Genomic DNA, 19,636 nt, shown 5'->3' with positions numbered 1-19,636 from the left:
TTCAGTTGAATTAAATGAGCGAAAGATATATCCACAGTTGTTAACGCTTATTCGCCTACATCCATTATTCAATGCATTTTTATATTTAGGTATTTGCATCTTAAGAGAGGAACAAATGAAGAGAGAAGCACTGGCGCGCGATATTATCAATACTTGCCTGGAAATGACCCGTTTAGGGTTGAATCAAGGGACTGCTGGCAATGTTAGTGTGCGTTACCAGGATGGATTTTTGATTACGCCCTCCGGTATTGCCTACGACAAACTGACGGAGTCGCATATTGTTTATATCGATGCCAGCGGCCACCATGAGCCTGGCAAAGTCCCTTCCAGTGAGTGGCGTTTTCATCAGGCGGTTTATCATACTCGGGCAGACGCCAATGCGGTGGTACACAACCACTCAGTCCATTGCACCGCAGTATCGATTCTTAACCGCCCGATCCCGGCGATTCATTACATGATTGCCGCTGCCGGTGGCGATGATATCCCCTGTGCGCCCTACGCCACTTTTGGTACCAAAGCGCTGTCTGAACATGTCGCCGTGGCGATGAGGCACCGCAAGGCCACGCTGTTGCAGCACCATGGCCTGATTGCTTGTGAGGAGAATTTGGCCAAAGCGTTGTGGCTTGCTCATGAAGTTGAGGTGTTGGCAACACTGCTGCTGGCTATCTTGCCGATTGTCGATGAGGTGCCGGTGTTATCCAAAGAAGAGATCAGCGTGGTACTGGAGAAATTCAAAACCTACGGTTTACGGGTTGAAGATTAGCGTGCGGGTTAAAATACCGAGAGGAATCAGTCATGAACAGAATGATTTTAAACGAAATGGCGTGGTTTGGGCGCGGTTCACTGGATGCGCTCACCGATGAAGTGACACTGCGGGGATATAAAAAGGCGTTAGTGGTCACCGACAAAATACTGATGGAGTGCGGTGTTGCGGCTTGCCTAATCAGCCGCTTGCAACAGGCCGGTCTGGATTTTGCTGTCTTTGATGCGGTAACGCCCAACCCGACAATCGCCATCGTACAACAAGGTGTGGCTGTTTTTCGCCAAAGCGAGGCGGATTATCTCATCGCGCTGGGCGGCGGTTCGCCACAAGATACCAGCAAGGCCATCGGCATTATTATCAATAATCCTGAGTTTGCTGATGTGCGCAGTTTGGAAGGGGTGGCTGACACCCGCAACGTTTGTGTACCTATTCTGGCCATTCCAACCACCGCCGGTACTGCGGCAGAAGTGACCATTAACTATGTAATTACTGATGAAGAGCGGCGGCGCAAATTTGTTTGCGTCGATCCTCATGCTATTCCGGCAGTGGCATTTATTGATGCTGACATGATGGACAGTATGCCAGCGGCCCTGAAAGCCGCGACCGGAGTTGATGCGTTGACCCACGCCATCGAAGGTTATCTGACTAAAGGGGCTTGGGAACTGACGGATGCTTTGCATCTTAAAGCCATTGAAGTCATCAGTCGTTCATTGCGGGCTTCCGTGCAAGGTGATGCCGCCGCCACCGAAGATATGGCTCTTGGGCAGTATATCGCTGGAATGGGGTTCTCAAACGTAGGGCTGGGGTTGGTTCATGGTATGGCACACCCTCTGGGGGCGTTTTACAACATGCCACACGGTGTCGCCAACGCCATTTTACTGCCTTATATCATGCGTTATAACGCCGCTTATACCGGTGAACGCTTGCGTCAAATCGCGATGGCGATGGGCCTCGACAATGCCCTGAGTGGGTCATTGGCACAGGTTCGTGAGCAAACCATTCAGGCAGTAATTGAATTGAACCGTGATATTGGCATTCCGTCATCCCTGAGTGCGGTGGGTTTGCTGGCTGATGATATTCCCGCGCTGGCAGCAGCAGCCTTCGCGGATGTATGTACCGGCGGGAACCCGCGTGAAGCGTCGATTGATGAAATTATGGCGCTGTATCATCAGGCTTGTTAAACCGAACGGTTATTTGTCACAGATTCATCATAAAGCAGTGAGGAGAAGGCAATCCCCACTGCTTTATTGATACCAGACAACACCCGCACTCCCCATAAGAGGTAGGCTCATAACTGCGGGGAGAACTGTTTATCATCCTAACTATAATAACTGCTGTAGCTGGGCCACTGCGCTCTCATTCATGACACAACCTCTCCCGCAGAATTACTCATTTTTTTGAATTAATCGGATTTCATCTATCACAGATGTTGTCCATTTTCTGGAATGCAACCAAGTGGGAATCTTATGAAAGAGACCAACGAATCCCGGCTATTAACGGCAGAAGTCACGCGCCGAAAACTGGTCCAAACGACGCTTATCGGCAGTCTTGCCATGGCAACCGGGGCCTTTTCGCTCCCGTTCTCCCGCGCCGCCCGTGCGGTGCAATCGGCAATAAATCCGCTCAATGATGACAAAGTGATCTGGAGTGCTTGTACTGTCAACTGCGGTAGCCGCTGCCCGCTACGTATGCATGTCGTTGATGGCGAAATCAAATATGTCGAAACCGACAACACTGGCAATGATGATTTTGATGGCTTGCATCAGGTGCGTGCCTGTTTGCGTGGCCGCTCCATGCGCCGCCGGGTATACAACCCTGACCGTCTGAAATACCCAATGAAGCGTATTGGCGCGCGTGGGGAAGGCAAATTCAAGCGCATCTCATGGGAAGAGGCATTCGACACCCTTGCGGGCAGCATGCAAAGTATCATTAAGGAATATGGTAACGAAGCTATCTATCTGAATTACGGCACCGGCACTTTAGGTGGCACCATGACCCGCTCATGGCCACCGGGATCGACGCTATTGGCGCGGCTGATGAATTGCTGTGGTGGCTACCTTAATCATTATGGTGACTACAGTACTGCGCAAATCGCTGCTGGCCTGAATTACACTTATGGTGGCTGGGCTGATGGTAACAGCCCGTCCGATATCGAAAACAGCAAGCTGGTGGTGCTGTTTGGTAACAATCCGGCTGAAACGCGCATGAGTGGTGGTGGGGTCACCTACTATCTGGAGCAAGCGCGGGAGAAATCCGATGCCAAGATGATAGTGATTGATCCACGCTATACCGATACCGCAGCAGGTCGGGAAGATGAATGGATCCCGCTGCGGCCCGGTACCGATGCGGCACTGGCATCGGCCTTGGCCTATGTGATGATTAGCGAGAATCTGGTCGATCAGCCGTTCCTCGATAAATATTGTGTCGGTTATGATGAGAAAACCTTGCCGGCAGATGCGCCAAAAAATAGCCACTACAAAGCCTATATTTTAGGGCAGGGTGCAGATGAAACCGCCAAAACACCACAATGGGCGCAAGCCATCACCGGTGTTCCAGCCGCAAGAATCATTAAACTGGGGCGTGAAATAGGGTCGGTGAAACCGGCTTATATTGCGCAAGGGTGGGGGCCGCAGCGCCATTCCAACGGCGAAAATACCAGTCGGGCCATTGCCATGTTGGCTATCCTGACGGGGAACGTTGGCATTAATGGCGGTAATTCAGGTGCCCGCGAAGGCTCTTACGGTTTGCCGTTTGTCCGCATGCCAACACTGGAAAACCCAGTTAAAACCAGTATCTCGATGTTCCTGTGGACTGACGCGATTGAGCGCGGGCCAGAAATGACCGCTACCCGTGATGGTGTGCGCGGTAAAGATAAGCTGGATGTACCGATCAAGTTTATCTGGAATTACGCCAGTAACTGTTTGATTAATCAGCATTCAGAAATCAACCGTACCCACGACATTCTGCAAGATGATAAAAAATGTGAAATGGTGGTGGTTATCGATAATCACATGACTTCGTCAGCCAAATACGCCGATATCATCCTGCCTGACTGTACCGCCTCTGAGCAGATGGACTTCTGCCTTGACGCTTCCAGCGGCAATATGGCGTATGTGATTTTTGCCGATCAAGTCATCAAACCGCGTTTTGAATGCAAAAATATCTATGAAATGACCACTGAACTGGCAAAACGCATGGGGGTGGAGCAGCAATTTACCGAAGGGCGCACGCAAGAAGAGTGGTTGCGTCATCTCTACCAACAATCGCAACAGGCCATTCCTGAACTGCCTTCTTTTGAGGCGTTCCGCGAACAGGGTATCTTTAAAAAACGCGATCCGGCGGGGCATCATGTTGCCTATAAAGCGTTCCGCGCAGACCCTATTGCCAATCCGTTAACCACACCATCGGGAAAAATTGAGATTTACTCTGCCGAACTGGCACAAATTGCCGCCACGTGGGAACTGCAACAAGACGATGTTATCGATCCGCTGCCGGTCTATGCCGCAGGTTTTGAAAGCTACGATGACCCGCTCAATCAGCAGTATCCATTACAGTTAACGGGTTTCCACTACAAAGCCAGAACCCACTCCACCTACGGCAACGTCGATGTTTTAAAAGCGTCCTGCCGTCAGGAGATGTGGATTAACCCAATGGATGCCCGCGAGCGTGAGATCAAAAATGGCGATATGGTGCGTATTTTCAATGGCCGAGGCGAAGTTCAGATTAACGCCAAAGTCACGCCGCGCATGATGCCGGGGGTTGTGGCACTGGGTGAGGGGGCATGGTATAGCCCAGATGAGAAACGCATTGATCGCGCGGGCAGTATTAACGTATTGACCACTCAGCGACCTTCTCCGTTGGCGAAAGGGAATCCATCCCATACCAACCTCGTTCAAGTTACCAAGGCATAAGGAGCTGACTGATGACAACGCAATATGGTTTTTACATCGACTCCAGCCGTTGCACTGGGTGCAAAACTTGCGAGTTGGCTTGCAAGGATTTCAAAAACTTGTCTACCGATGTCAGCTTCCGGCGTATCTACGAATATGCCGGTGGGGATTGGCAGCAAGATAACGGCGCATGGCACCAAAATGTGTTCGCTTACTATCTCTCTATCGCCTGTAATCACTGTAGTGATCCCGCCTGTACCAAAGTATGTCCGAGTGGCGCAATGCATAAGCGTGATGATGGTTTCGTTGTGGTAAACGAAGACATTTGCATCGGTTGCCGCTATTGCCATATGGCATGCCCATACGGTGCGCCGCAATATGACGAAGCAAAAGGGCATATGACCAAGTGTGACGGCTGCTATGAAAGAGTCGCTGCCGGTAAGAAACCGATTTGTGTCGATTCTTGCCCACTGCGGGCACTGGATATGGCCCCTATTGATGAATTACGCGAGAAATACGGTGATTTGGCCGAAGTCGCACCATTGCCAGCAGCCCATTTCACGCTGCCGAATATCGTAGTGAAACCTAATGCCAACAGCCGTCCGGTCAGAGATACCACCGGTCATCTGGCAAATCCGAAGGAGGTATAATATGGGCATGGGATTGCATGAATGGCCACTAATGGTCTTTACGGTACTGGGGCAGTGCGTGGTCGGCGGCTTTATAGTGCTGGGGCTGGCGCTGATATTCGGTGGTTTGAGTCACGGGCAGCAACAGCGAATTCACCGCAGCATGTTGGTACTGTGGGTGCTGATGGCACTGGCTTTTATCGCCTCGACACTGCATTTAGGCTCGCCAATGCGAGCATTCAATTCATTAAGCCGCATTGGCGAGTCGGCGCTCAGTAATGAAATAGCCGCCGGTTCACTGTTCTTTGCGGTGGCAGGTTTTTACTGGTTGTTGGCCGTATTGGGTAAAATGCCAGCGGTACTCGGCAAAGTCTGGCTAGTGGTCGCCATGGTGCTGGGCGTGGTATTTGTCTATGCCATGTGTCGAGTCTATTCCATTGATACTGTTCCTACTTGGGACAACCTCTATACTCCGCTAGGTTTTGTTCTTACCACCTTGATTGGCGGCCCGATGTTGGGTTATTTGTTGTTACAACTGGCCGGGATTAATGGGCGAATGATGCTGCAACTACCGATGATCAGTGTATTGGCACTGATTATCAGTATTGCCAGTGTCATTATGCAGGCGGCCAGTTTGTCGACGATTTACAGCTCGGTACAGCAAGCTTCAGAGCTTATTCCCCACTATGGCACACTGATGGTATGGCGTTTGGTGCTACTGGTTCTGGGGCTGGGTTGCTGGATTTGTCCGTTAATCAGAGGCCGCACACCGACGACGCTCGGCATGGTCTTCGCTATGCTGCTTATCTTTGCGGGTGAGCTAATTGGCCGTGGCGTGTTTTACGGGTTGCATATGACAGTCGGAATGGCAATCGGAGGTTAAATATAGCCTGATGGCGACTGAGCAAAGCCCATGCTGGGTTTACGTCCAACGTGGCTTTGTTCGCAATGCTTCACCCGTTTGATGGCGAATTGATCGCGCTCCTGAGGTAACAAAATGGTTGAAAACAATATGACTTATCAACAAATTGCGCTGACTGGCCACGTATTGGGTGCGCTGTTTTATTGTGAACCGGACAGTCCGGCGTGCGGTGATATTGTGGCGCAACTCAGCAGCGATGAGTGGGTAGCCCAGTGGCCTTATGGCCTGGAAACTCAACTAATGCCCATTGCCGCTTTATTGGCGCAAGACAAGTCAGATGAAACCCTGGAAGAGGCTTGGCAGCGGCTGTTTATTGGCCCATATGCACTGCCCGCTCCCCCGTGGGGATCGGTTTATCTGGATAAAGAAAATGTCCTGTTTGGCGACTCGACGCTCAAACTGCGTGATTGGATGGCGCAGCAGCAAGTGGAGGTGACACTGGAGCAGCAAGAGCCAGAGGATCATTTCGGCTTATTGCTGATGATGGCCGCCTGGCTGGCAGAACATCAACCAGCGGATTTACCGGTTTTACTGGCAGAGCACCTGTTGCCGTGGGGGTATCGTTACCTCGCCTTGCTGCAATCTGATGCCAGACACCCGTTTTATCAGGGGCTAGCTGAGTTAACGACCCTGACATTGACCCACTGGCAACACGAATTACAGGTGACGCCTGCGGTGATTGAGTTATATCGCTGAGTATTAAGAAAATATAGCCTTGTTATTAATATAGATATTATTTTCAGTATATTAACACTGGCTTTCTTTGGTCCAGTCTTCTATTAGGAGGGCTGTAGCCATTGAAAAAGCTTTGTCGTTTGTCACCAAAATGGCTCCAAGGCTGAGTGCATGGGCTGCAATTAATTGATCTAGAGCTCCCATGATATGTCCCTTTTTTTCCATTTTTGCACGTAGTTTGCCATAGCATTCTGCAGCTTCGCTATCCCACGCTTGCAGGGTTACCGAGTCCAGAAAGGCTGCTACCATCGTTTTTAGCGCTTTGTTTTGACGTTTTGCTACTCCGTAGAGCAATTCAGCTTCTGTAATACTGGAAATACAGACATCAGAAGGTTTCACGTGCTGTATGCTGAGCAAAACATTAGGATGACGTCGAAATAAATGGTTCACTGTATTGGTATCAAGCATATACATGGCGCTACTTTATCCCGTCGAATGGGTCACGGTTTGCTGTACCTTGCTGACGTTCATTGATACTCAAGAAATCAGCAGGTACGCGTGTTTTATTGATTAACTGAAGCAGTTGGCTCCAGTCATCCGGTTTAGCTGGTTGCTTCGATAAGATTATATTTCCATTTTCGTCACGGCGAATATAGACTTGATCAGTATCAAACTCGAACTCAACGGGTAACCTAACTGCCTGATTTCTACCATTTTTAAATAACTTCGCAACTCTATCCATCATTTACTCCTTGTTTCTTGGCCTATGCCTTAGCACATGCTCGTTTTTGTTCTGTGCCAAGGGCTAAATTGCTTTTCCCTAATATGTAATTTCTCACTTATCTTTTAACTCTCTTTTTGACTAATTTGTGACCGGCTTCTACTTTCCTTGCACTCACATTGGACAAGCTGCGGGGCGTTTGTATTATTACATTGAATATAAATTTAATAGTGAATATATATTCAATGCGGAGAAAAATAATGAAAAATACCCTACTGAAATCCTGTCTTACCGCAGCATTGATCTCAATGGCGGGTGTTGCTGGTGCCGCCAGTAACGGCCTGATCGCCATTATCACCCCATCCCACGATAACCCGTTCTTTAAAGCGGAGGCGGAAGGTGCTAAAGCCAAAGCGACGGAACTGGGATACACCGTACTGGTGGCTTCCCATGATGATGATGTGAACAAACAAAACCAACTGCTGGAAACTGCCATCGCTCGTAAGGCTAAAGCGATCATTCTGGATAACGCCGGATCAGATGCCACTATCGGGCCATTGAAAAAAGCCAAAGCGGCCGGTATTCCGACTTTCCTGATTGACCGTGAAATCAATGAAACCGGAATCGCAGTATCGCAAATTGTGTCGAACAATTATCAGGGTGCGCAACTCGGCGCTGAGAAATTCGTTACGTTGATGGGGGGCAAAGGCAAATATGTTGAATTGCTCGGCCGTGAGTCCGATACCAACGCTCATGTTCGTTCACAGGGTTATCACGACGTGATCGACGAACATAGCGACATGAAGATGGTTGCCCAACAGACTGCAAACTGGAGCCAGACTGAAGCATTCAACCGTATGGAGTCCATTTTGCAGGCTAACCCAGATATCACTGGGGTGATTTCCGGCAACGACACCATGGCACTCGGTGCAGAAGCGGCATTGAAAGCTGCGGGGCGTAATGATGTCATCGTCGTCGGCTTTGACGGCAGTGACTATGTTCGCGACTCCATCATCAACAAAGGCAATATCAAAGCCACTGTATTACAGCCGGGTTGGGCACAAGCTCAGATGGCGGTGGTGCAGGCTGATAAATATCTGAAAACCGGCAAAACCGGGTTGGAAGAAAAGCAACTGATGGATTGCGTATTGATTGATGAAAACAATGCCAAGAATCTGAATGTCTTTGCACTGAAACAATAATCGCGACTGAAACACCCATCTTATAATCACCGGTTATTAAAACCATGGTTTAAGAATGAGGGGCGTAATCGCCCCTCCTGACAGGAGGCAGTATGTGGTTCAGTGCCTTATCGAAAGCAGGCGGTTTGTTGGTTATCAGTACGGTGCTGGTGGCTTGTACCGTGGTTGATTTGGATGAAAACGGTAAACCGATTCTGCCAGTCGATCCTAACGCGGTGGTCAGTGACTATAACCAGCCACCGGACAAAGTCGCCTCCACCATTTGGGTGAGTAAAGTTATGCCGTTTGCCAATAGCAATGCGCTCAGTTGGCAGCAGGTAAAGCAGCAACAAAGTCAGCCAGCAGCAGGGAAAAATAGCCAAAGTCGTTTTGTTCGTTTTAACGGCAAAGTGGTGGCGGTAGACACAGAAGGGCGGGAAGGGTTGATTCGTTTGGCCATTGACGGTGATGAACAAGTGCTGCAAGTGGGGCCAATCGTCAAAGGTAATGCCATTCGTGATGCATCAACGTTTATCCGCTTCGAAGATTTTAAAAATCAGGTGCAATACGCCCAGCTCTCTAAAGCATTAAGCAAGCGTGCTTTGCAGGATGTGGCAAAACCCGATGCCAGTTGGGTCGGGCAGCAAGTCGAGGTATTGGCAGCGGTGACACTCACCCCTACCGGTCTGAGCAATGGTGTGCCGCTCAGTTTGAATAAGGAGAGCCACTAATGGATCACAGACCTGACATCGTCATGCGTGCTGAGGACATTTCAATGCGTTTTCCTGGCACATTGGCGCTAGATGCCGTCAGTTATAACGTTTATCGCGGCAAAGTGAATGTGATTATCGGCGAAAATGGCGCCGGAAAATCTACCTTAATGAAGATCTTGGCTGGGGTACAGCAACAAACATCCGGCCAAATCTACCTGAATGGTAACGCGGTGAGTATTGCCAATACTCGTGAGGCTGCGGCGCTGGGTATTGGCATGGTTCATCAGGAGCTGAACCTGTCGGAAAACCTCAATGTTGCGGAAAACATCTTTCTGGGGCGTGAGATTCAGCAAGGCTTGAAACCCATTAATCAGGCAGCGCAGGAGCTGATTGCTGAACAGTTAATGGTGCGTCTTGATCAGGTTATTTCGCCGAAAGAAATGGTATCAAACCTGAAAGTAGGCCAACAGCAATTGATTGAAATCGCCAAAGCACTGGCAGAACAGGCGGATATTCTGATTCTGGATGAGCCGACGTCGGCGTTGAGTAAAACCGAAGTTGATATCCTGTTTCGGGTTATTCGCGAACTGACGCGACAGGGTGTTTCCATCGTCTACATCTCACATCGTTTGGAAGAGTTGATGGCGATTGGTGACTACATCACTATTTTGCGTGATGGCCGTTTTCAGGCTGAAGCTGCGGTAAAAGATATTGATGTACCGTGGATTGTGCGTGAAATGCTGGGCAGTGACCCGGTTTCCAGTTTTCTTCACCCGGACCGTACATTTGGTGCGCCGATGATGGAGGTTGATAACGTCACGTTAATCAATGAATCCGGCAACACGGTAGTGAATCAGGTCTCATTGCAAGTGCGGGCGGGTGAAATTGTCGGCATCTATGGGTTGATGGGGGCCGGTCGTACCGAATTGTTTGAATGTTTGCTGGGCACGCAGCAGAGCTATCTTGGCACTATCCGGCTCAATGGCACGTCGATTAATGCCAAGACCTCAACCGCAGAGCGCATTCGTCTGGGAATGAGCCTGGTACCGGAAGACCGTAAAAAAACCGGTATTTTCCCTGTGTCATCGGTGGCCAATAACCTGACCATTTCCAGCTTATGGCGTCGGTTAAAACACAGCTTCACTATCTGGCAAGAGAGTGAGTCACAAGTGGTGGCATCGGTTATCGGGGATTTGTCGATCAAAGTCTCTTCACCGGAAGTAGAGATTCAGGCTCTCAGTGGCGGTAATCAGCAAAAGGTGGTGATAGGGCGCTCATTACTGACCAGTCCAAACATTTTGCTGTTGGATGAGCCAACGCGAGGCATTGATGTCGGTGCGAAAGCTGATGTGTTTGAAATGATGGTGAAACTCTCTGAGCAGGGGATTGGTATTTTGTTCTCAACCTCTGATCTGAAAGAGATCATGGCGGTATCTGACCGCATACTGGTGATGTCGAATGGCAAGCTGACCGCGAACTTATCCCGTCAGTCGGCCAGTGAATCGGCATTGGTTACGGCAAGTGCACAAGGGTTCGAATGATGAAAGCAACAACTGGCACTGCGTTGGCGAGTCACCGGCCCGGTGGCGCGTCGTGGTCACGGGAAAATATGCTGCTGCTTCTGCTCAAGATGCGCACCTTTATTGCCCTGTTTTTGATTCTTGGTTTCTTCTCCGTGATGGTACCGGGCTTTCTGGCGACAGGCAGCTTGATCATTATGGTGAAGCATATCGCTATCAATGCCTTCCTCGCACTGGGCATCACGTTTGTCATTATCACCGCAGGGATTGACCTCTCTATCGGGGCAACCTTGGGGTTGTGCGGCATGATTGCGGGCTGGATGATCACCCAAGGTATTGTATTACCGATGTTTGGTATTGCCATTTTCCCCAGTGTTTGGGTGGTGGTCCCGGTGGTATTGGTCATCGGAGCACTGATTGGCGCGGTCAATGGTTGGATCATAACCCGCTATAACGTCGCGCCGTTTATCTGCACCCTCGGCACCATGTATGTGGTTCGTGGTGCGGCGATGCTGATTTCTGGCGGTGAAACCTTCCCAGGCTTACAGGGCAATCCACAACTTGGAAACACCGGTTTTGATCTGCTCGGGTCCGGCACGTTACTGGGTTTGCCGATCGCTATCTGGATCATGTTCATTTTGGCTCTGGTGATTGCCTATGTAGCGCGTCGCCTACCTTTTGGTCGCCATGTCTACGCTATCGGTGATAACGAGAGAGCAGCCGAACTGTCTGGTGTCAAAGTCCGGCAGGTCAAAGTTTGGGTTTACACCATTTCCGGTTTCTGTGCGGCAATTGCCGGGATCATTGTTTCCGCTCAATTGGTGGCCAGCCACCCTGCGAACGGCAGCGGCTTTGAGATGAATGCGATAGCGGCCGTGGTATTGGGGGGAACTTCTCTGGCCGGTGGCCGTGGCACCATCCTCGGCACACTGATCGGCGCATTTGTTATCGGTATTTTGGCTGACGGGCTGGTGATGATGGGGGTCAGTGAATTCTGGCAAATGGTTATTAAAGGTATCGTAATTATTGTGGCTGTGATTATCGACCAGATGCAAAACCGTATGCAGCATAAAGCAGCAATTGTGTCGCAAAAAGCCAACGTAGTTGCGCAAGTGGGCAAAAGCGAGCAGGCATAAAGAACCCATAACGGCTAATGGGCTGATGGGGTAACACCGTGCCCTAAGCCGCAGAACACTGAAGAGGTAACGCCGGAGGAGGCTTTCCGGTCAGGCTTGATGAAAGCTATTTTTTAGCACCATCAAGAATAAATATTCGCCAATGAGTAAAAATTCAATGGCGAAGGAAAATATAAGAGAGGTAATGTCATGAATCCGTATTCACTGTCAATCGATGAGCTGGTGAGAAAGGCGCGGGCTATCCGCCGCCGGATCGTCCTGCTTAATGCGAACAGCCCCGCAGGGGGGCATACCGGTGCTGATCTTTCGCAGGTAGAGATTCTGACCGCACTCTATTTCCGCATCCTTAATTGCGCACCTGACCGGTTAACTGATCCTGAGCGCGATATCTATGTGCAATCTAAGGGCCATGCCGTTGGCGGCTATTACTGTTGTCTGGCGGAAGCGGGTTATTTCCCAGAGGAATGGTTGGCAACTTATCAACACGCTAACTCTCATCTGCCGGGCCATCCGGTAAAACACAAAACGCCGGGGATCGAATTAAATACCGGCGCGCTAGGACATGGTTTGCCGGTCGCAGTCGGGATCGCATTAGCGGCAAAACGCGCCAACAGCAAACGCCGAGTGTTTGTTCTGACCGGCGACGGTGAATTAGCCGAAGGCAGTAACTGGGAAGCGGCATTAGTGGCTGCTCACTATCAGTTAGACAATCTGATAATCATTAACGATAAAAACAAACTCCAACTGGCGGGCACCACCAAGTCAATTATGAATACCGACCCGTTGGCGGATAAATGGCGTGCATTTGGTTTAGAAGTAACGGAATGCCAGGGTAATAACATGCAATCGGTGGTGGAAACACTGGAGGCATTACAACCCAAGGGTAAACCCAATGTGGTGATTGCCAACACCGAAAAAGGTGCCGGTATCTCCTTTATTCAAGGGCGCGTGGAGTGGCACCACCGGGTGCCGAAAGGTGCTGAAATTGATCTGGCACTGGAGGAATTGAGCGATGAGTAATGCAGAACATTTGGCCTCAGTGATGGTTGAGCAGTTTATCAAAGCCGTGGATAACGGTGTTGATCTGGTTCCGGTGGTGGCTGATTCCACTTCGACGGCGAAAATCGGGCCGTTTACTGCTCGCTTCCCTGATCGTGTGGTTAACGTAGGTATTGCCGAACAAGCGATGGTCGGCACCGCCGTGGGCTTATCCATGGGCGGGAAAGTTGCAGTAACCTGTAATGCCGCGCCATTCCTGATTTCACGCTCCAATGAGCAGCTAAAAATCGATGTTTGCTACAACAATAGCAATGTTAAGTTGTTCGGTCTCAATTCTGGCGCCAGTTACGGGCCGCTGGCCAGTACTCATCACTGTATCGATGATATTTCTATCTTACGTGGTTTTGGCAATATCGAAATTTATGCTCCCTCTGACCCACAAGAGTGCCGTCAAATAATTGATTATGCTATCGCCCATCAGGGACCGGTCTATATTCGTCTGGACGGCAAATCCTTGCCACAACTCCATGATGAGCACTACCACTTTGTTCCGGGGCAGATTGATGTCTTGCAGGATGGTCAGGATATTGCTCTGGTAGCGATGGGTTCTACAGTGCATGAGGCTGTAAGCGCTGCCGCGATACTGGCGGATAACAACGTTTCTGCTGCGGTGGTCAACGTTTCTTCTATTCGTCCGTGTGATACTCAGCAACTGTTAGCCATTCTCCAGAAGAGTCAGCGGGTGATTACCATCGAAGAGCACAACATTAATGGTGGTGTGGGCAGTTTGGTGGCTGAAGTGTTGGCCGAAGCGGGCAGTGGGATCCCATTGGTGAGATTAGGTATTCCTGATGGCGGCTATGCGATTGCTGCCGACAGGGCAGATATGCGTGCCTATCATGGTTTTGATGCGGCAGGCATTGTAGCGCATGCTCTGCGGTTTTGCCGAGGAGAGTAATCATGTCAACGCCGATTATTCTGGCTATTGATGAAGGCACCACCAATGCCAAAGCCATTGCAGTGGACACTGCCGGGCAGATTCTGGCGAAGGCTTCAGTGCCTCTTCTGTTGAATCACCCAAGGCCTGGTTGGGCAGAGCAGGACCCGCTGGCTATCTGGCAGGCGGTCTCTTTGGCAATCGAAGGCTGTCTGAACCAGTTGGCAGGTGCGCGGGTGGCCGGTGTTGCCATCAGTAACCAGCGTGAGTCGGTGCTGATTTGGGAGCGGGAGACCGGCACACCACTGACGCCAGTGGTGAGTTGGCAATGTCGGCGCTCAGAGCTTTTCTGTCAAACGCTGAGCCAGTTACCGGAGGCGGCAATGATTGCCGAACGCACTGGATTGCCGATTGATCCGCTGTTTCCGGCCGCCAAGGTTCACGGCATGCTGGCAGAAATCCCACGTGGTGTGGAACGTGCGGCTCACGGTGAACTGTGCGTCGGAACCATCGACTGTTGGTTAACCTGGCAGCTCAGTGGCGGCCAAAGTTTCTCGACCGATTTCTCCAATGCAGCCCGTACCCAACTGTTTAATATTCATTCCGGCCAATGGGATCCTGACCTGCTGGCGCTATTTGGTATTCCCAGTCTTTGTCTGCCTGCGGTATTACCCTCGGCGGCTATCCACGGACATACCGGTAATCCCGGTATTATTGGCTTGCCACAGGGGATACCGATTGTGGCACAAATCGGCGACTCCCACGCTGCACTCTATGGGCAGGGCGGTGACCGTGCGGGCGAAATCAAAGCGACCTATGGTACCGGCTCTTCCCTGATGACTACCGTGAAGCAGGCGGTAACACAGAGCAATGGCCTGAGTACCACCATTGCCTGGCATGACGGTGAACTACGTTACGCCCTCGAAGGCAATATCACGCATACCGGTTCGGGGGTGGCGTGGGTTTCACGCATGCTAGGTATCACGGATTTAGCGCACTTGACCGAGATGGCGCAAAGTCAGTCAGGTAATCAGGGCGTCTATTTTGTTCCAGCCCTCTCGGGATTAGGGGCGCCTTATTGGGATAGCCAGGCTCGTGGTCTGTTCTGCGGCTTGACCGATGCTACCACCCCTGCGGTATTAGCCCGCGCCGGGTTAGAGTCGGTCGCCTACCAAATAGCCGACGTCTTTTTTGCTATGGAGCGGGCTGGCAACCATCGTCTTGAACGGCTGCGGGTAGATGGTGGAGCGACCAGCAACCGCTGGTTGATGCAATTTCAAGCCGACCTGTTGCAGCGCACGTTGATACGCAACCATACCGCCGAAGTATCGGCACTGGGGGCGGCATATTTAGGCGGGAAAACCCTTGGCTGGTGGCAGGATAACCAGCAATTAGCCGCACTTCCCCGTGAAGTGGAATACATCGAACCGCGCGCTCAAAGTGCGGAGATGCAAGATAACTATAGCCTCTGGCAAACGGCCATCGCGCGTGCGCGTTTTCAGCCGAAATAACCCACACTAGGAGTAAGCATATGTCAGCAATACCTCGTAAGTTAACTTTCGCGGTGATTATCGGCAACCGGGGGTTTTTCCCAAGCTATCTGGTGGCTGACGCGCGCCGTGATGCTCAGGCGCTGTTTGATAGACTGGGCATCAACATCATTATGCTCAATGAAGAGCAAACCCCCTTGGGGGGGGTTGAAAACTGGCGTGATGCCAACGTGTGTGCCGAGTTATTCCGTAAGCACAGCGAAGAGATCCATGGTGTAGTGGTGATTCTGCCCAACTTTGGTGATGAAAAAAGTGTCTCAGATGCTATTCGCCTTTCGGGCCTTAAAGTACCGGTATTAGTACAGGCTGAAGAAGATGCGCTGGATAAAATGGGGCTAGCGACGCGTCGCGACAGCTTCTGCGGCAAAATCTCGTTATGTAACAATCTGCGCCAATATGGCATTCCATTCACATTGACCAAGCAGCATGTTTGTAGTCTAAACAGCGAAATATTTAGCCACGACGTCGAACAATTTGTACAACTGTGCCGTGTGGTGCATGCCATGAAACGGGTGCGTGTCGGGGCTATTGGTGCTCGTCCAACTAACTTTAATACTGTGCGCTACAGCGAGAAGTTATTGGAGAATTTGGGCATTACTGTTGAAACGCTCGATTTATCCGAAGTGTTCTTCCGCGTCGCTAATCTCAGTGATAACGATATTCGTGTTGGTGAAAAACTGGCGCTGTTAAAAGCCAACGGTGACACCAGTGCCATCCCACAAGATAAGTTACACAAAATGGCGAAACTGTTTGTGGTTATCAGTGAATGGATCATCGCCAACGATATCGATACCACCGCCATGCAGTGCTGGACCTCGCTGCAACAGAATTTGGGTATCAACGTCTGTTCCATTATGAGCGTGATGTCCGGGCAACTGATGCCAAGTGCCTGTGAAGTGGATGTAATGGGGGCACTATCGATGTATGCACTGGCGAGTTGCTCACTGGCGCCGGCCTCAATTGCTGACTGGAATAATAACTTTGGCGCAGAACGTGATAAATGTGTGTTATTTCACTGTGGCAACTTTGCCAGTGAAAGTCTGGAAAGCTCAACCATGGGCACCGCTGATATTATCGGAACAACTGTAGGTTGCGAGAATACCTGTGGTGCTGTCCATGGCCGCATGAAATCCGGGCCATTGACCTATTTCCGCCTCTCTTCTGATGATTTTACCGGTCGGGTTCGGGCTTATGTCGGTGAAGGCCGTTCTGTCAGTGACGAGTTAGATACCGTGGGTTGCCGTGCGGTAGTGGAAGTGCCACAGCTGGAAAGCTTACTTACGCATATCTGTAATAATGGTTTCGAACACCATGTGGCAATGAACCATTCAGCGACGGCTCAGGTATTGCAAGAAGCATTCAGTAAGTATCTGGGAGTTGATTGTTACTGGCATGGGAAGTCGCCGCTTTAGTTTCAATGACATTATCAAATGCCGCACCAGGGAGGGCGCGGTGAATCATTATGGTGATTATTAACCGAGCACAGTCGCTTTAAAGTAAGGTTTCGGCGGTTAACCTGTCGGTAATCAATACATCAACATAGTTACCCGTCAGTGCACCACGAATGGCAGCACTTTTCCCTACCCCTCCTGCCAGCGCTACCACTCGGGGGCAGGCACGCAGTTGTGGTAGCGACATACCAATCACTGGATCTTCTTCATCGCTAAGTACCGCATCGCCAGCAGCATCAAAATAATGCAGACATAAATCACCCACGGCCCCACGCTCTGCCAGTAACTTGAGCATCTCTTCGTGATAATAGTTACCGGAGTTTCTCAATAGCTGTGATGGCTCCAGATCACCAATTCCCACCAATGCCAGATCAACTTCGGCAAATTTATTCACTACATCGGCAACTTCACCACTGGATATCAAGCGTGCGCGGTCTTCTGTCGAACGTTCAATACTTTGAGCGGGCAGCAAGTAAGCCGGACAATTTAAAATATTGGCTAATGCTTGAGTTAACAAGGTGGCTTGCACATTACCATTGGGGCCAACCCCTCCCAGTAATTGGATAACCCCGCTGGTTTTGATGTTAAGCGGATGAAGATTATCAACCATCGCCCGGATAGTGCTACTCCACGAAGAGATCCCCACCATATCGTTTGGGCGAATACTGGTTTGCATGTAATGGGCAGCAGCAGAACCAATAGCTTGCTTTATTTGGACTGGGTTGGCGTCATCAGCAATATCCACCACAATGGCCTGATCGATTCCATAGTGTTTTTGAATCCGTGATTCGATACCAATAAACATATTGGCAGGCTGAATCACGCTGATTTTCACCACTCCTTCTTTAACGCAGCGGGTGATCGCTCGGGAGACAAAAGATTGAGATAAATGCAGGCTGTCAGCAATTTCAGATTGCTTCATACCTTCGCTGTAATACAGCGTGGCTATTTTCACCAGCAACCGTTGCTCATCTTGTCTCGACATGGTTCCGTCCCGCTAATTATCTGATGCTGGTATTTTTATTCAAAGCTGAATAAATAACAAGCTGTACCGAATTTTAACGTCAGAGAGGCTGTACAAACAAACTGATACCCCTATGACCCCGAGTTACGGGGCGTTAGGTGTGTCTGTTGCAGACGATTCCTCTGTTTTTTCTACTTCTTCTTGTTGGTCAGGAGGCGGCATAACATCGTGGATCATTTGCTCGTCAAAGCTAGGGTTCAGCGCTGGTGACAGTGGGGAACTGACCAGGCTGTCCGGTATTGCCATGTGTGGAACCGGGGCATCGTTAACGAATTCGTCCTGATCTTGTTTCACCGTTCTGCTCAGTGTTATCAGGCTCACACCACACAGTACGAAGAATGCATATAGAATATTGCCACCCAATGGCTGAATCAGGGCACCTACAGCGAGCGGCCCAATACTGGCGCCAACGCCAAATGACATCAGTAAGCATGCCGCCAGTGACACTCGCCGCTCTGGTGCAATCAGGTCATTAGCCAGAGCGACCACCAGTGGGTAGAGGGTGAACTGCAACATGCTGACGACAAACCCCAGACCCAGTAAAAAATGGAACGAGATATGGGGCACCAGGGCCAGCGGCAGTGCAGTTAATGCCAGTAATAATGCGTTAATACGGATCAGTAGCGTGCGGTTATAGCGATCGGACAACCAACTGAGAGGAAGTTGGGCCACTAAACCGGCAAAGATAGATAATGCCATAAACAGGCCGGTCTCCTGCGTTGATAGCGATTGCAGGCTGGCATAGACCGGTGCCAGACCATAGAAGGAGCCGACAATCATGCCAATTACCAAAGTTGATGCCAGTATTTTGGGAATTGAACTGATAAAGAATTTCAGCTCCATAGGGGCTGGGGACATTTGTTGGGCATTACTGCGCGTTGTTAGGGCTACAGGCACCAGGCAAAGGGCAAAAAATAGCGCAATAATCATCAGGGTGCTCAGACCCAACTCAGGTTGGAGCATTAATACCACCTGACCTAACGCCATACCGGCATAGGTTGCAGCCATATAAACACCAAACACGATACCGCGTTGATTAGAGGCTGCCTGATCATTGAGCCAACTTTCCAGCACCATAAACTGACACATCATACAGAGGCCAATAATCAAGCGCAGAACTACCCATGCGGGGATGTATTCAGTAAGTCCATGGCTTAACACGGCTGCCGTGATAATACCGGCACAGGCGACATAAGCGCGAATATGGCCTACGCGGGCAATCAGAAAATGGCCAACCTTGCCACCGATCACCAGACCAATATAATTTGCGGCAATAATTGCCCCAATTAATGCACCTGAGACATGGATGGCGGTCAACCTTAGCGAAATATAGGTCGTCAATAAGCCTGAACCCAGCAACATCAAAACGGTTGCACTATAAAGTGGGAAAAAGGCGTTAAGCGTTTTTTTCACTATCTCGTCCTTAGTTCATCATCCCGGATAACTATCCAGTACCCCTGATGCAACTTGCCGCATCCTACGTTGCCGATAAATTCAAACAGCCCTTTTGATACTAACAGCTAAG

The 19,636-nt window shown here is 50.2% G+C and carries 18 protein-coding genes; 14 read left to right on the top strand and 4 right to left on the bottom strand.

Annotated elements, in window-relative coordinates:
* Nucleotides 1-115: 115 nt before the first annotated feature.
* The 6 genes from V2A84_RS14575 to dmsD all read left to right on the top strand — a co-directional run bounded on the left by V2A84_RS14575 (nt 116) and on the right by dmsD (nt 6,900).
* Nucleotides 116-763, top strand: a complete 648-nt coding sequence (locus V2A84_RS14575; RefSeq protein WP_442848930.1) for an L-fuculose-phosphate aldolase — start codon at nt 116-118, stop codon at nt 761-763.
* Nucleotides 764-795: 32 nt separating this feature from the next.
* Nucleotides 796-1,944, top strand: coding sequence for a lactaldehyde reductase (gene fucO / locus V2A84_RS14570; protein ID WP_083160280.1), 1,149 nt, complete (start codon nt 796-798; stop codon nt 1,942-1,944).
* A 285-nt stretch (nt 1,945-2,229) separates the two neighbouring features.
* Entirely contained in the window at nt 2,230-4,674 is a 2,445-nt protein-coding gene (gene dmsA / locus V2A84_RS14565; RefSeq protein WP_083160278.1) for a dimethylsulfoxide reductase subunit A, read from the top strand.
* A gap of 11 nt (nt 4,675-4,685) precedes the next feature.
* On the top strand, nt 4,686-5,303 hold the full coding sequence (locus V2A84_RS14560; RefSeq protein ID WP_005181957.1) for a DMSO/selenate family reductase complex B subunit: 618 nt from the start codon (nt 4,686-4,688) through the stop codon (nt 5,301-5,303).
* A gap of 1 nt (nt 5,304) precedes the next feature.
* Nucleotides 5,305-6,165, top strand: a complete 861-nt coding sequence (locus tag V2A84_RS14555; protein WP_083160276.1) for a dimethyl sulfoxide reductase anchor subunit family protein — start codon at nt 5,305-5,307, stop codon at nt 6,163-6,165.
* Between the two features lie 129 nt (nt 6,166-6,294).
* Entirely contained in the window at nt 6,295-6,900 is a 606-nt protein-coding gene (dmsD, locus tag V2A84_RS14550; protein ID WP_083163841.1) for a Tat proofreading chaperone DmsD, read from the top strand.
* Nucleotides 6,901-6,951: 51 nt separating this feature from the next.
* Here dmsD and V2A84_RS14545 read toward each other — a convergent pair whose 3' ends face one another.
* Both V2A84_RS14545 and V2A84_RS14540 read right to left on the bottom strand, forming a co-directional pair.
* A complete protein-coding gene (locus V2A84_RS14545) occupies nt 6,952-7,353 on the bottom strand; it encodes a type II toxin-antitoxin system VapC family toxin (protein WP_442848929.1) in 402 nt (133 codons plus the stop codon).
* Between the two features lie 4 nt (nt 7,354-7,357).
* Nucleotides 7,358-7,621 carry an antitoxin gene (locus tag V2A84_RS14540; protein ID WP_083160272.1) on the bottom strand — a complete coding sequence of 88 codons (264 nt, stop codon included), beginning with the start codon at nt 7,619-7,621 and terminating at the stop codon, nt 7,358-7,360.
* A 239-nt stretch (nt 7,622-7,860) separates the two neighbouring features.
* Here V2A84_RS14540 and V2A84_RS14535 point away from each other — a divergent pair, with 239 nt between their 5' ends.
* From V2A84_RS14535 to V2A84_RS14500, 8 genes are all read left to right on the top strand, one after another.
* Nucleotides 7,861-8,802 carry a D-ribose ABC transporter substrate-binding protein gene (locus tag V2A84_RS14535; protein ID WP_050086418.1) on the top strand — a complete coding sequence of 314 codons (942 nt, stop codon included), beginning with the start codon at nt 7,861-7,863 and terminating at the stop codon, nt 8,800-8,802.
* Between the two features lie 92 nt (nt 8,803-8,894).
* On the top strand, nt 8,895-9,512 hold the full coding sequence (locus tag V2A84_RS14530) for a DUF2291 family protein (RefSeq protein WP_083160269.1): 618 nt from the start codon (nt 8,895-8,897) through the stop codon (nt 9,510-9,512).
* The gene (locus tag V2A84_RS14525; protein WP_083160267.1) at nt 9,512-11,035 is read left to right on the top strand and encodes a sugar ABC transporter ATP-binding protein; all 1,524 of its coding nucleotides are present in this window, start codon (nt 9,512-9,514) and stop codon (nt 11,033-11,035) included. The genes V2A84_RS14530 and V2A84_RS14525 overlap by 1 nt, the downstream gene beginning before the upstream one ends.
* The gene (locus V2A84_RS14520) at nt 11,035-12,150 is read left to right on the top strand and encodes an ABC transporter permease (RefSeq protein ID WP_372559834.1); all 1,116 of its coding nucleotides are present in this window, start codon (nt 11,035-11,037) and stop codon (nt 12,148-12,150) included. Before V2A84_RS14525 ends, V2A84_RS14520 begins: the two co-directional genes overlap by 1 nt.
* Nucleotides 12,151-12,339: 189 nt before the next feature.
* Nucleotides 12,340-13,170, top strand: a complete 831-nt coding sequence (locus V2A84_RS14515; protein WP_005181977.1) for a transketolase — start codon at nt 12,340-12,342, stop codon at nt 13,168-13,170.
* The gene (locus V2A84_RS14510) at nt 13,163-14,107 is read left to right on the top strand and encodes a transketolase family protein (protein WP_083160263.1); all 945 of its coding nucleotides are present in this window, start codon (nt 13,163-13,165) and stop codon (nt 14,105-14,107) included. Before V2A84_RS14515 ends, V2A84_RS14510 begins: the two co-directional genes overlap by 8 nt.
* 2 nt (nt 14,108-14,109) lie before the next feature.
* On the top strand, nt 14,110-15,597 hold the full coding sequence (locus V2A84_RS14505; RefSeq protein ID WP_442848928.1) for an FGGY family carbohydrate kinase: 1,488 nt from the start codon (nt 14,110-14,112) through the stop codon (nt 15,595-15,597).
* Nucleotides 15,598-15,617: 20 nt separating this feature from the next.
* Entirely contained in the window at nt 15,618-17,048 is a 1,431-nt protein-coding gene (locus V2A84_RS14500; RefSeq protein ID WP_083160258.1) for an L-fucose/L-arabinose isomerase family protein, read from the top strand.
* A 79-nt stretch (nt 17,049-17,127) separates the two neighbouring features.
* Here V2A84_RS14500 and V2A84_RS14495 read toward each other — a convergent pair whose 3' ends face one another.
* Both V2A84_RS14495 and V2A84_RS14490 read right to left on the bottom strand, forming a co-directional pair.
* Entirely contained in the window at nt 17,128-18,072 is a 945-nt protein-coding gene (locus tag V2A84_RS14495; protein ID WP_083160256.1) for a sugar-binding transcriptional regulator, read from the bottom strand.
* 123 nt (nt 18,073-18,195) lie between these two features.
* On the bottom strand, nt 18,196-19,524 hold the full coding sequence (locus V2A84_RS14490) for an MFS transporter (RefSeq protein ID WP_083160254.1): 1,329 nt from the start codon (nt 19,522-19,524) through the stop codon (nt 18,196-18,198).
* Nucleotides 19,525-19,636 lie beyond the last annotated feature (112 nt).

The organism is Yersinia sp. 2553 StPb PI (assembly GCF_052217105.1).
Lineage (GTDB): Bacteria > Pseudomonadota > Gammaproteobacteria > Enterobacterales > Enterobacteriaceae > Yersinia > Yersinia enterocolitica_E.
This window is presented reverse-complemented; position numbering and strand designations above follow the sequence as displayed.

Coding starts and splice junctions, on each gene's coding strand:
- V2A84_RS14575 (WP_442848930.1), top strand. CDS start 116: ATGAAGAGAGAAGCACTGGCGCGCGATATTATCAATACTTGCCTGGAA.
- fucO (WP_083160280.1), top strand. CDS start 796: ATGAACAGAATGATTTTAAACGAAATGGCGTGGTTTGGGCGCGGTTCA.
- dmsA (WP_083160278.1), top strand. CDS start 2,230: ATGAAAGAGACCAACGAATCCCGGCTATTAACGGCAGAAGTCACGCGC.
- V2A84_RS14560 (WP_005181957.1), top strand. CDS start 4,686: ATGACAACGCAATATGGTTTTTACATCGACTCCAGCCGTTGCACTGGG.
- V2A84_RS14555 (WP_083160276.1), top strand. CDS start 5,305: ATGGGCATGGGATTGCATGAATGGCCACTAATGGTCTTTACGGTACTG.
- dmsD (WP_083163841.1), top strand. CDS start 6,295: ATGACTTATCAACAAATTGCGCTGACTGGCCACGTATTGGGTGCGCTG.
- V2A84_RS14545 (WP_442848929.1), bottom strand. CDS start 7,353: ATGTATATGCTTGATACCAATACAGTGAACCATTTATTTCGACGTCAT.
- V2A84_RS14540 (WP_083160272.1), bottom strand. CDS start 7,621: ATGGATAGAGTTGCGAAGTTATTTAAAAATGGTAGAAATCAGGCAGTT.
- V2A84_RS14535 (WP_050086418.1), top strand. CDS start 7,861: ATGAAAAATACCCTACTGAAATCCTGTCTTACCGCAGCATTGATCTCA.
- V2A84_RS14530 (WP_083160269.1), top strand. CDS start 8,895: ATGTGGTTCAGTGCCTTATCGAAAGCAGGCGGTTTGTTGGTTATCAGT.
- V2A84_RS14525 (WP_083160267.1), top strand. CDS start 9,512: ATGGATCACAGACCTGACATCGTCATGCGTGCTGAGGACATTTCAATG.
- V2A84_RS14520 (WP_372559834.1), top strand. CDS start 11,035: ATGAAAGCAACAACTGGCACTGCGTTGGCGAGTCACCGGCCCGGTGGC.
- V2A84_RS14515 (WP_005181977.1), top strand. CDS start 12,340: ATGAATCCGTATTCACTGTCAATCGATGAGCTGGTGAGAAAGGCGCGG.
- V2A84_RS14510 (WP_083160263.1), top strand. CDS start 13,163: ATGAGTAATGCAGAACATTTGGCCTCAGTGATGGTTGAGCAGTTTATC.
- V2A84_RS14505 (WP_442848928.1), top strand. CDS start 14,110: ATGTCAACGCCGATTATTCTGGCTATTGATGAAGGCACCACCAATGCC.
- V2A84_RS14500 (WP_083160258.1), top strand. CDS start 15,618: ATGTCAGCAATACCTCGTAAGTTAACTTTCGCGGTGATTATCGGCAAC.
- V2A84_RS14495 (WP_083160256.1), bottom strand. CDS start 18,072: ATGTCGAGACAAGATGAGCAACGGTTGCTGGTGAAAATAGCCACGCTG.